Raw genomic sequence first — 11,302 nt, 5'->3', positions numbered from 1 at the left:
GAGGTCCACCCGGCCGTCGGTGAACCGGGTCCGGCTGCCCGCGACGCCGTGACTGGGGCCCAGGGTGACGCTGCGTTCGCCGACGTGGGCCAGGTCGCCGGCGGCGGGCGGCAGCCCGACGCTGCGCAGGGTCTGCTCGAGGGTGCGCCGCGGCGCGCTGACCAGGTCCTCGTAGCGCACCCGGGCGGCGTACGGCGCCRCCGCCCCCAGCATGCTGGACTCCAGCTGGAGCGCGGTCCAGAGCACGGCCACGCGGTGGGGGGAGTAGGTCCCCATCACGTCGCCGTCGGTGGACTGGGGCTTGCGGATGCCGGTCTTGCTCCAGGAGTTCGCGACGCCGCGTGAGTCTCGGACCAGGTTGACGACGCGCAGGTCGAGGCCCTCGACCCGGCGAAGCGCGAAGAGCTGGGCGGTGGACTTGCTCGCATCCACCACGACCTCGGCCCCGGCCACGGCGGCGACGGAGCGGTAGAGGCGGTGGTGGACGTCGACGTACTCCTCGAGCTCGCGCTGGTACGACGCGTTGCCACCGGTCACCATCCGCGGGACGTGGCGCTGGCGCACCACCCGGGGCTGCAGGTGCGCCATCCGCTCGGTCACGGAAGACCAGCCGCCGAAGGCGTGCTCCCCGACCTCGGTCCAGAAGGGACAGGCGGAGAAGGGCTCGCCGCACCCGCACCGCTGGTCCTGCGTCGCGACCCTCGAGAAGATCGCGTTCAGCTCACCGGCGTTGACGGATCCGGGGACAGCGCCGAGCATTCGCTCGAGCAGCGTGCTGCCGGAACGGCCCACGCCTACGATGTAGAGCACCTTCAAGACTTCCCCCGGACGTATCGAGCACCCCGATTCCGTTCGCCGTCGAACGGGCTGCGGACCAGACGCTAATCGCGTGGGGGGACCGTGGGTCCCAGTGCAAGATCCATCCCCAATTTGGGGGTACGAACACGAGGAGGACACGTGTCAGCTGCACGACGGGGGACCGGGGGACGCACCCGGGGAAGGGCGTCGGTGGCGGCGCTCGCGGCGCTCGTCGTGTGCGTCGCGGGTGGCTGCGGGGGCGGCGACGACGAGGCGGACGGTGCCGGTGCCCCGCCGACGGCGGCGTCGAGCCCCGACCTGACCGACGCGGACCTGTGGTTGTCGTTCGAGGACAAGGACCTCACCTACGACGGTGGGACGACGTACCCCGACGCCCTCGGCGGCCCCTTCGCCGYCCTCGTGGTGACTGCGAACGCCGGGACGGTCGAGGCGGTCGCGGGGGTGGGCGGTCGCGGCGACGCGGTGGAGTTCCCCGCGGCGTGCGAGGCGTCGACCGGCTGCCCGCGCGCGATGCTGGAGGTCCCGCCCGACCCCGCCCTCGACCCGGGGACCCGGGACTTCGAGTACGGCGCCGCGGTGTGGCTCGCCCCGGACCAGACGGCGAAGGGGTCGAACATCGTCCAGCGCGGTCGGTTCGACACCGGGGGCGGTCAGTGGAAGCTCCAGGTCGACGGCCTCGACGGACGGCCGAGCTGYGTCGTGCGGTCGGGCGAGGACCCGGTCACCGTGCGCTCCACGGTCTCGGTCGCCGACTCGCAGTGRCACCGCGTGGTCTGCCGCCGCGACGCGTCGGGCATCGAGATCGACGTCGACGGCACGGTGGTCCGGCAGGCCGGCGCGACCGGGTCCGTGGACAGCGAGTGGCCGATCCGTGTCGGCAGTCCCGGGGTGGGTGACCTGGACGACCAGTTCCACGGTCGCATCGACGACGTCTTCGTCAGGATCGCCGCCGCCGGCTGAGCCTCAGGCGGGGCGGGCCACCCAGTCGGAGGAGAGCAGCTCGGCGAATGCCTGCTCGGTGCTGCCCCGCAGGACCCACGACCCGTCCGCGGTGTTGAGGTCGGAGTTGAAGTAGGACAACGAGATGACATTGTTCTCGCGGGCGTACGACGCCGCGTCACGGAGCCACTCGGCCGCCAGCCCGGGATTCTGCGGATCCTCGCGGCAGCCGTACTCCCCGATGGCGATCGGGACGTCGCCGAGCCACACCTTCGCCTCGTCGGCCTTGCTGCCGAAGCTGCGCCAGGGCTTGCCGTTGGTGGGCGACCAGGGGTTGTAGATGTCCAGGCCCATCACCGCGGCGTCGGGGACCAGCCACGCCGAGGGGTCGATGTCGTCGCGTACCGGGTCGAAGGTCCAGTGCTGCAGGACGGGCACCACCGTGACCTGCGGAGCCAGGTCGGCGGCGAGCGACATCGCGTGGCGCTGCATGGCGACGAAGTCGGCCGGCTGCATTCCCGGCGGCCCGGCGTCGTTCTCGGGCTCGTGGTGCAGCGTGAAGATGACGGCCTCGCCCGCCTCCCCGAGCGGGCGGAACATGCTGGTCAGGAAGTCGTCGGCCTCGCCCGCGGCGACGGCCTGCCACGTGCGGGGAGGCTTCATCGAGACGTGGGGCAGGCGGCCGTGCGCCAGGTCGTCGCGACACCGGGTGACCAGGTGGGCCGCCTCGTTGCGCAACGGGTCGAAGTAGGACCGGTTGAGGGCGAGGGTCGTGCCCAGGGCGGACTCCCACGCGTCGAGTGAGCGGTGGTAGGGCACCGAGGCGCCGAAGTAGAGGTCGCCCGGCTGCGGGTGGGCGTAGAAGGTGGCCGGCCCGGGCCGGGGGGTCGTCGTCGCCGAGGACCGGCGTGGGGTCGGGGTCGGCGCCGCGGTCCGGGTGCCGGACCGGTCGGCGGAGCAGGACGAGACCGCGGCCGAGACGGCGAGAGCGGCGCCGGCGCGCAGGAGGGCGCGTCGGGCGATCACCATGTCCGGGAACGTAACCGTCACCGACCGGCAGGGACAGCGTGCCCGGTGCAGGTCACCCAAACTGGGGACGGTCGCTGGGAGGTGCCCCCAAAATCGAGGAATCCGGACGCGTACGTCGTCGAGGAGCCTGCCGCTCAGCAGGATGACTCGACCATGAGGACAGAGATCGTGCGTCAGGTCGACGGGCGCGGTTGCGCCCGGCTTCGACGAGTGGCGCCATGACCGGCCCCGTGCTCCTGGTGAGCACGCAGGGCGGCCACCTTGCCCACCTGCTCGCCCTGCGCTCGTGGTGGGAGGGTCGAGACCGTCTCTGGGTGTGCCCCGACACCCCCGACGTGATGGACCGGCTGGACGGCGAGCGCGTGCTGCACTCGCACTCGCCGACGACCCGCAACGTGCCCAACCTGGCCCGCAACGCCGTGCTCGCGGTGCAGCTGCTGCGCCGGGAGCGCCCCTCGCTCGTGGTCAGTGCGGGCGCCGGGGTCGCCGTGCCGTTCTTCGTGGCGGCCTGGGCGCTGGGCATCCCCACGGTCTTCATCGAGGTCTACGACCGGTTCGACAGCCCGACGATGACCGGACGCCTGTGCGGCCCCTTCACCACCCGCCGCATCGTCCAGTGGCAGAGCCAGCTGGAGTTCTACCCCGACGCGCACCTCGTGGGACCGCTGCTATGACGGCCCTCGTCGTCGCGCTCGCCGGCACCGACCACCACCCGTTCGAGCGGTTGGTGCAGTGGGTCGACGCGGAGGCCGCCTGCCACGCCGACGTGCGGTTCGTGGTCCAGCACGGGGCCACGCGCCCCCCGCGGGTGGCCGAGGGCTACGGCTTCCTCACCCATGACCGGCTCGTCGACCTTCTCGCTGAGGCCGCCCTCGTCGTGTGCCACGGCGGTCCGGGCACGATCATGGACGCCCGGGAGGCCGGTCACGTCCCCCTGTGCATCCCTCGCGACCCGCTCCTGGGCGAGCACGTGGACGGCCACCAGCAGCGCTTCGCCTCCCTCGCCGGCGGGTCGGGCGTCGTGCGCGTCGTGCGCACGGCCGAGATCTTCCACGAGGAGCTGGAGAGTGCCCTGCTGCCGGCCGCCGTCCTGCGTGCCGTCGCATCGACCACCCAGGAACGAGACATCGCCCGCGCCCGGGCCGCGGCCGAGCTGGACAGCCTGATCAACCGGCGCCCGACGCGCCACGGCCGTCTGTTCCGGGCCGCCGGCTAGTGGCGGCGCCCGCCCGACCGGTGTGAGGACGTACCCCGAAATGGTGACTTCCGCCGGAGCCGGCCCGACCCCACGTCGTGGATCGAGCAGTGTGACCGCATCAGCGCGGCCGTCGGGGGGCAGTGCGGGCCGAGAGGAAGAGAACGTGCGCGTCACCATCGTGTACCTGGGGGGCTTCGGCCGCTCCGGGTCGACCCTCGTCGAGCGGATGCTGGGCGCCGCGACCTCCTGGGTCAACATCGGCGAGCTGGTCGACCTGGCCAGGTCCGTGGCGCCGGCCGACGAGCTCTGCGGCTGCGGGCAGCCCTTCTCCGCGTGTCCGTTCTGGACGGCCGTCGGCCGGTCCGCCTTCGGTGGGTGGAGCCCGGAGGTCCTCGACCGCCTCGCCGCAGGGCAGCGGGCCGCGGCGAGGCAGCGCCACCTGCCCGGGCTGCTGGCCGGTCGGGCACCGTCGGCCTCACTGACCCGGCTGCGCGCCGACTACGGACGGATCTACAGCGCCGTGGCCGAGGTGTCGGGTGCTCGCGTGGTCGTCGACGCCTCCAAGGGCCCGGCCCTGGGCCTGGCCCTCGCCGGCGCGCCCGACGTCGACCTGCGGGTGCTCAACGTCGTGCGGGACCCTCGAGCCGTCGCCTGGTCGTGGCAGCGCCACGTCGAGCGCCCGCACACCACCGCTGGCTCCGAGGAGATGTGGCGCATCCCTGCGCACCGCTCGGCCGCCCAGTGGAGTGCGCTCCAGCTGGAGATGACGGCCATCGCGACGCTCGGCGGTGTGCGCTCCGCGCGCCTGCGCTACGAGGACTTCGTCACCGACCCGGTCGCGGCCCTGGTCGAGGCCACCGGGGCCCTCGGCGTCCCGCTCGGCGCGGGGGACCTCCCCGCCGTCGAGGCGGGGCGGACGGTGCTCGGGCCGAGCCACGGCCTCTCCGGYAACCCGAGCAGGTTCCGGTCGGGCTCCGTCGAGCTCCGACGAGACGACCGGTGGGCCACCCAGATGCCGCCCAGGGACCGGGCCGTCGTCACGTCGCTGACGCTGCCCCTGCTCAAGGCCTACGGATATCCCGCGACCACGGGCGCGATCACTGCGCCCGTGACCAGCGATCGACACGAAGCGAGGAGCACACGGTGAACGAGCCGACATCGACGAGCGAGGGCGCGGTGACGGGAGAGACCCCGTTGGTCACCGTCGTGATCCCCACCCGGGGTCGCCCGGCGCTGCTGCTGGAGACCCTGGACGCCATCGTCGCCCAGGACTACGCCGGCCCGCTGGAGGTCTTCGTCGTCCACGACCGCGAGGAGGCGGACCCGAGCCTGGCCGACCTGTCGCGCCCGGGCCGGAAGATCGTCCCCATCGTCAACACCCGCACCGGTGGTCTCTGCGGTGCTCGCAACACCGGCGTGCTGCTGTCCCGGGCCGAGTTCGTGGCCAGCTGCGACGACGACGACCTGTGGTACCCCGCCAAGGTGCGCCTCCAGGTCGAGCGGCTCCTCGCCGATCCGAGCCTGCTGGCCGTCGGGTCGGGGATCCGCCTGCTGATGGGCGAGCGCGGCGATGTCGAGTGGCCGGCGCGCGAGCCCGTCGTCACCCACGCGCGACTGCTGGAGAACCGGGTCAAGGAGCTGCACAGCTCGACGCTGATGATGCGTCGCTCGGCCTTCGACGTCGCGGGGCTCTACGACGAGGAGCTGCCGTTCGGCCACGGCGAGGACTACGACTGGCTGCTGCGCGCCAGTCGGGCCGGCCGCGTCGGCGCGGTCCAGGAGATCCTGGCGGACATCCGCAAGGACGTGCCCTCCTGGTTCCGCGACAAGTGGCTCAACACCGCCACCGCGCTGGAGTACCTCCTCGAGAAGCATCCCGACTTCACGGACCGCCGACGAGGCCACGCCCGGATGCTCGGGCAGATCGCCTACGCGCGGGCCGCAGCAGGGGAGAGGGGCCGCGGCGCGCGCATCGCGGGGCGTGCCCTGTGCCGCTATCCCGCCGCACCGCACGCGTGGCTCGCGCTCGCCGTGGCCGGACCGGGCATCGAGCCCCGTCGCATGCTGTCCCTGTCGCGTCGCCTCGGACGGGGGCTGTCATGAGCCGCCTGCCCAACTTCTTGTACGTCGGACCCGACAAGGCGGGCTCGTCCTGGCTCCACGAGATCCTGCTCGGACACCCGGACGTCTACCTGACTCCCGCCAAGGACCTCTACTACTTCGACCGCTACTACGACCGCGGGCCGGAGTGGTACGCCGCCCAGTTCCGCGACGCGCGCGAGGAGGCCGTCGTGGGCGAGGTCTGCCAGGACTACCTGTTCCACCCCGACGCCGCGGACCGCATCGACCACACGCTCGGTCCCGTGCGGATCATGGTGTCCCTGCGGGACCCGGTCGAGCGCGCGTGGTCGTCGTACCTCTACATGCGCAAGCACGGCATCGGTCCCGACACCTTCGGCGAGGCCCTGCGCAGTCGCCCCGAGCTCCTCGAGCACGGCCGCTACGCCACCGGTCTCGACCGCTTCCTCGTGCACCTGCCGCGGGAGATGGTCCACGTGGCCCTCTTCGACGACCTGGCGGCCGACCCGCAGGCCTTCCTGGACGGCGTCACAGACTTCCTCGAGGTCGACCGGTTGCCGCTGGCGAGCAAGGACCTCGAGGCCCGGTTGCCGGCGGCCAAGGCGCGTTCGGTGCGCCTGGCGTCGGTTGCCCGTCGCAGCGCGGACTGGGTGCGCGAGCACGACGGCGCCAGGCTCGTGGGAGCGGTCAAGCGCTCTCCGCTCGTGCACCGGACCCTCTACCGCCCCATCGACCGTGAGGCGGTGCGTCCCGATCCGTCCGACGTCACCACCGTGCGCAACGCGCTGGCTCCCGAGATCGCCTCGCTCGAGCGGACGCTCGGGCTGCGACTCGGCGAGGCCTGGGGCTGGTAGCCGGACCGCGCAGCGCCGCCGCCGGCCGTGCGCGGTCCTCCCCGTACATGAACGGAGCCCCTGCCGGACCGTGAGGTCCGGCAGGGGCTCTCGTACGTCCGGGTCAGTAGGCTCCGCGGTGGCCCATCACGGCGCGGACCGTGCGGCACAGGATGGCCAGGTCCAGCGCGAGCGACCAGTTGTCGACGTAGCGGAGGTCGAGGCGCACGGACTCCGCCCAGCTCAGGTCCGAGCGGCCCGAGACCTGCCACAGGCCGGTGATCCCCGGCTTGACGGCCAGACGACGGCGCGGGTCGGGGTCGTATCGCTCGACCTCCTCGGGCAGCGCCGGGCGCGGTCCCACCAGCGACATCTGCCCCGTGACGACGTTCCACAGCTGCGGGAGCTCGTCGATCGAGTAGCGACGCAGGATCGCGCCCAGGGGGGTGATCCGCGGGTCGCTGCGGATCTTGAAGAGCATCCCGCCCTCGACCTGGTTGAGGCCGACGAGCGCGGCCAGGTCCTCGGTCGCGGTCGTCGTCATCGTGCGGTACTTGACCATGGTGAACTCCACGCCGCCACGGCCCACCCGTTGCTGGCGGAAGAGCCCGGGGCCGCTCGACTCGGCACGCACCAGCGTCCACACGAGCAGCAGCAGGGGCGAGAGGAGGATCAGGGCCAGGGCGGCGACGACTCGCTCGACGACGTCCTTGAAGAGCCGGCGGAGCCCGCGTGCGGGTGCGGGACGCACCTGCATCACGTTGAGCCCAGCGCCCTGCACGACGGAGATGCGGGCGGGGGAGACGTCCAGCAGCCCGGTCCCGACGTACAACGGGACACCGGCGCTCGAGGCGCCCCACTCGATCCGGCGCAGCGCCGCGGGTGTCAGCTCCGGTCCGGGCAGCAGCAGGAGCGCATCGCCTCCCGCGCGGACGGCCACGTCGGCGGCGGAGGCCACCCCCACCTGCGTCGGCACGATGCCCAGGGGCTCGCCGGGGCCGGCCGAGACGCACGCGGCGGCCACGACGTAGCGGCGCGAGGTCGCGAGCTCGGCGATGGCCGAGCGGACGTCCTCGGGATGGCCCGCCAGGACGATCCGGGTCGTCATCTCTCCGGGCAGCGGCACCAGGCCGCTGACGAGGGCGGCGAGCGTCAGGCTCGCCACGACCGGGACCATGACGTGCGGGGCGATGGCGGGACCGAGGACGAGGGTGGCCACCCAGCTGGCGATGCCGAGCATGGCCCCGGCGCGCAGGACGCGCCCGAGGCGGATGCTCGTCGGCTCGCCGAGCGGGCGCTGGGTGTACCACCCGTTGCCGGCGAGGAGCAGGGGCCAGACCAGGGCGACGGCGCCCAGCACGTGGGGCCGGACCGGGGCCCCGAGCCGGATCGCGACGGCGAGGGCCAGCAGGCTGGCCGCCACGTCGACGGTCGGCCGCAGCCAGCGATGACCGGGGGTGCGCGCGACGTCGTCGGCCTCGACGATGACGTCGTGGGTGGCGACCCTGGGGGTGGGCGGCAACGGCAGTGCGCCCACCAGATCACCCGCTGGGGGCACAGAGACTTCCGCCATCCGTTCCACCTTCCCGACCGTGCGTGAGCAGTGAAACGAGCCTATGGAGGCCCGGCCGGGGTGGCATGCCGCAAATGCGGCATAGGCCTGCGGGATCGGGTGATCAGAGGGGGTGTCGCCAGCCGACGTGGTGTGCGAGACCGACCGCCGCGAGCTGGGAGGAGACCTCGAGCTTGCCGAGGATCGACTTGACCTGGGTCCGGACGGTCGCCTCGGAGACGACGCTGCTGCGCGCGATGTCGCGGACGTTGTGCCCCTCGATCAGGGCGCCGAGGACCTGCCGCTCCCGCGGGGTGAGGAGCTCGAGTCGCCGGCGCATGACATCGGTGGCCATGCGCTCGTTGCGCCAGGCGTCCAGCAGCCTCTCCAGCTCGTCGGAGGTCATCACCGGCAGGCCCTGGTGCAGGCGCCGGACGGTGCCCAGCGTCTCCTGCAGCGGACCGCTCTTGGAGAGCACCTTGCGGGCACCGCTGCGTACGCAACCACCCCACCGGGCCTGGTCCACCGACGAGGTCACCACGACCACGTTGGCGCCGGCGCGGGAGAGGGGCGCGATCAGCGCGGAACCGTCGCCGAAGCGTCCCAGGTCGAGGTCGAGCAGCACGATGCGCGGGTTGATCCGCAGCGCGGTCGAGCGCAGGGTCGCCAGCGACCCGCCCTCCTCGGGCAGCGGCAGCCGGCGTACGTCGTAGCCCTCCAGCGACAGCGCCACCTCGAGCGACTCCGCGAACAGGGTGTGGTCCTCGATGATGAGGACCCGGCTGCGTGACTTGGCTGATGTGGCCTCGGCCATCTCAGTCCCCCTTCCGTGCGGCAGGCAGTCGGATGACGAAGGTCGCCCCCGTGGGTGAGCGCACGGTGGCACCCGGCTCGAGGGGGTCCGCCAGGGTGAGGGAGCCGCCCTGCTCGGACAGCAGCCGCCGGCCCACGTTGAGGCCGATGCCCTGGCCGGCGGAGGAGTCGCCCCGCACGCCCCACTCGAAGATGCCCTCGCGCACCTCCGGCGGGATGCCGGGACCGCCGTCGGCGACGCGGATGGCCACGTTGTCGTGGTCCCGGGTCACCTCGATCCGGCTCTCGGTGTCGGCCGCGTGCGTGGCGGCGTTCTCGAGAAGGATGTTGATGACCTCGGCGATGTCGTCGCGGCGCCCGCGCACCACCTGTCCGGTCGGCTGCCAGATGATCCGTCGTCCCCGGGCCCGGTGCAGCTCGAGCAGCGGGTCGATGGTGGCGTCCAGGTCGACGGGCTCGGGCACCGTGGGCTGGCGGTTGTCGAGGAGTCGCTCGAGGCGCGACATCTCCATGCGCATGTTCTCGTCGAGGCGACGCCGGGTCGGGGCCGCCACCTTGCCCTCGTGGAGCAGTCGCGAGGCGTTGCTGATGCCGGCCACGGTGCTGCGGATCTCGTGCAGCCGCTCCTTGCCGTCACGCCCGACGGCCTCCGCCGCCTCGAGCCGGTCGCTGAGGTCGTTGGTGGTGCGCTCCTGCTGCACGATGAAGTCGCGCAGCAGGGCGAAGGAGACGCTGAGGAAGAAGCACGCGCCGACCAGCTGGGCGACCGCCACCCCGCCGTCGACCCACGGGCGCTGGACCACCGGCGTCTGCGCCAGGTTGGCCGCCCCGAGCATGAGGAAGAGGGTGAGCACCCGCGGGGTCGTCCAGCCGCAGGGCACTGGGTGGCGCAGCAGCACCACGACGGTCAGCACGTGCAGCGAGGTGACCAGGGCGGTCATGGAGTTCAGGACCAGCGGCGAGAGGTCGAGCGGAGCGAGCCCGGCGACCGCGAGGCGGAACAGGCAGACGAGGATGCCGAGCGAGAGGCCCAGCACCAGCGGGTCGGGCGTCCGGGTGGCTCGGGTCCCTGCCACCACGAGGGACAGGATCACCACCGCCGAGACCAGGTTGGCGACGATCAGCCAGCCGGGCCGTGCGGCGAGCTCGGCGGGGTCGACCACGCCGGCCCGCGGCACGGCCAGCGCCTGGACGCACCCGAAGAGCGCGGCGCTCGCCCACCACCCGTGGGTCACGGTCGGCGAGACMCGCCACGTGACGTAGAAGAGGATCGCGGCCGCGAGGGCCAGGACCGTCGCTGCCGTCCCCACCAGCAGGGCCGGGGGGACGACGAAGTCGTCCCGCAGCGTGCTGATCACCACTGCCGCACCGGCAGCCGTTGCTGCCAGAACCACGTACAAAGGGCCGCCCAGCCTCTGACGGCTCAACCAAGGCACAGTCACCTGATTCGAACCTTCCCCCGAGAATATGCTGCCGGGGAGACGCGCGGATGGACCCCCCTGGCCTGTCCGCGCGGGCGTTCGTGGATGTGCAGTTCGACCCGATCGATCAGCCCCCCGGCCCCCGGATCACGTTCGAACCACCTGTACTGCGTCACACACGTTAGGGGTGCGACGCGCTGACGTACAGGAAAATTTTCGAACCCCTACCCCATTTGTGGTATGGGCTAGACACCGGGCCGTCCCCAATACGAGCCATAGTCATGATGACGGAGTGGCGGGGTACAACGAGACCGACACAGTGTGAGGCACACCACGCCGGTGCGAACCCATGAACGCACCGGCACCGATGCTGGGAGGACGACGCGTGTCGCAAACCCATCCCCCGTCCCGGAGCGCCCATCGCGGCCGCCCCACCATCCACGTGGCCGCGAGGCTCGCGCTGCTGGGGCAGACCGTGCAGGCGGCCCTGCACGGGCGCGACCTGCCGGCCCTGTGCCTCCGGCTCCCCGAGGAGGGGGCGCCGTGGGCCCGCTCCCTGGTGCGCCCCGACGACCTGGTGCTGCTGCTCGACGACGTCGACGCCCCCGGAGACCTGCGC

At 72.6% G+C, this 11,302-nt stretch carries 11 protein-coding genes; 6 read left to right on the top strand and 5 right to left on the bottom strand.

Annotation, left to right across the window (positions count from 1 at the left end; all coding sequences use genetic code 11):
* Positions 1-810: sulfotransferase (locus AC1DQF_RS19535; RefSeq protein ID WP_477526894.1), on the bottom strand; the 810-nt coding region annotated here is incomplete at its 3' end.
* Between the two features lie 147 nt (positions 811-957).
* Here AC1DQF_RS19535 and AC1DQF_RS19530 point away from each other — a divergent pair.
* A complete protein-coding gene (locus tag AC1DQF_RS19530) occupies positions 958-1,779 on the top strand; it encodes a LamG-like jellyroll fold domain-containing protein (protein WP_477526893.1) in 822 nt (273 codons plus the stop codon).
* Between the two features lie 3 nt (positions 1,780-1,782).
* Here AC1DQF_RS19530 and AC1DQF_RS19525 read toward each other — a convergent pair whose 3' ends face one another.
* Positions 1,783-2,787 carry a hypothetical protein gene (locus tag AC1DQF_RS19525; protein ID WP_477526892.1) on the bottom strand — a complete coding sequence of 335 codons (1,005 nt, stop codon included), beginning with the start codon at positions 2,785-2,787 and terminating at the stop codon, positions 1,783-1,785.
* A gap of 218 nt (positions 2,788-3,005) precedes the next feature.
* On the opposite strand from AC1DQF_RS19525, the gene AC1DQF_RS19520 reads away from it, so the two are divergent.
* From AC1DQF_RS19520 to AC1DQF_RS19500, 5 genes are all read left to right on the top strand, one after another.
* Positions 3,006-3,461, top strand: a complete 456-nt coding sequence (locus tag AC1DQF_RS19520; protein ID WP_477526891.1) for a UDP-N-acetylglucosamine--LPS N-acetylglucosamine transferase — start codon at positions 3,006-3,008, stop codon at positions 3,459-3,461.
* Positions 3,458-4,003: a glycosyltransferase gene (locus tag AC1DQF_RS19515; RefSeq protein WP_477526890.1), complete on the top strand. Its 546-nt coding sequence runs from the start codon at positions 3,458-3,460 to the stop codon at positions 4,001-4,003. Before AC1DQF_RS19520 ends, AC1DQF_RS19515 begins: the two co-directional genes overlap by 4 nt.
* Before the next feature lie 145 nt (positions 4,004-4,148).
* A complete protein-coding gene (locus AC1DQF_RS19510; protein WP_477526889.1) occupies positions 4,149-5,132 on the top strand; it encodes a sulfotransferase in 984 nt (327 codons plus the stop codon).
* Complete coding sequence (locus AC1DQF_RS19505; protein WP_477526888.1) at positions 5,129-6,088, top strand: glycosyltransferase; 960 nt, start codon at positions 5,129-5,131, stop codon at positions 6,086-6,088. Before AC1DQF_RS19510 ends, AC1DQF_RS19505 begins: the two co-directional genes overlap by 4 nt.
* Positions 6,085-6,918 carry a sulfotransferase domain-containing protein gene (locus AC1DQF_RS19500; protein ID WP_477526887.1) on the top strand — a complete coding sequence of 278 codons (834 nt, stop codon included), beginning with the start codon at positions 6,085-6,087 and terminating at the stop codon, positions 6,916-6,918. The genes AC1DQF_RS19505 and AC1DQF_RS19500 overlap by 4 nt, the downstream gene beginning before the upstream one ends.
* Before the next feature lie 103 nt (positions 6,919-7,021).
* Here AC1DQF_RS19500 and AC1DQF_RS19495 read toward each other — a convergent pair whose 3' ends face one another.
* The 3 genes from AC1DQF_RS19495 to AC1DQF_RS19485 form a co-directional block, all read right to left on the bottom strand.
* Entirely contained in the window at positions 7,022-8,470 is a 1,449-nt protein-coding gene (locus AC1DQF_RS19495) for an exopolysaccharide biosynthesis polyprenyl glycosylphosphotransferase (protein WP_477526886.1), read from the bottom strand.
* A gap of 103 nt (positions 8,471-8,573) precedes the next feature.
* Positions 8,574-9,263: a LuxR C-terminal-related transcriptional regulator gene (locus AC1DQF_RS19490; RefSeq protein ID WP_477526885.1), complete on the bottom strand. Its 690-nt coding sequence runs from the start codon at positions 9,261-9,263 to the stop codon at positions 8,574-8,576.
* Position 9,264: 1 nt separating this feature from the next.
* The gene (locus tag AC1DQF_RS19485) at positions 9,265-10,623 is read right to left on the bottom strand and encodes a sensor histidine kinase (protein ID WP_477526884.1); all 1,359 of its coding nucleotides are present in this window, start codon (positions 10,621-10,623) and stop codon (positions 9,265-9,267) included.
* Positions 10,624-11,302 lie beyond the last annotated feature (679 nt).

It is taken from the genome of Nocardioides sp. P4_G4 (assembly GCF_056401085.1).
This window is presented reverse-complemented; position numbering and strand designations above follow the sequence as displayed.

Coding starts and splice junctions, on each gene's coding strand:
- AC1DQF_RS19525 (WP_477526892.1), bottom strand. CDS start 2,787: ATGGTGATCGCCCGACGCGCCCTCCTGCGCGCCGGCGCCGCTCTCGCC.
- AC1DQF_RS19490 (WP_477526885.1), bottom strand. CDS start 9,263: ATGGCCGAGGCCACATCAGCCAAGTCACGCAGCCGGGTCCTCATCATC.
- AC1DQF_RS19495 (WP_477526886.1), bottom strand. CDS start 8,470: ATGGCGGAAGTCTCTGTGCCCCCAGCGGGTGATCTGGTGGGCGCACTG.
- AC1DQF_RS19500 (WP_477526887.1), top strand. CDS start 6,085: ATGAGCCGCCTGCCCAACTTCTTGTACGTCGGACCCGACAAGGCGGGC.
- AC1DQF_RS19515 (WP_477526890.1), top strand. CDS start 3,458: ATGACGGCCCTCGTCGTCGCGCTCGCCGGCACCGACCACCACCCGTTC.
- AC1DQF_RS19520 (WP_477526891.1), top strand. CDS start 3,006: ATGACCGGCCCCGTGCTCCTGGTGAGCACGCAGGGCGGCCACCTTGCC.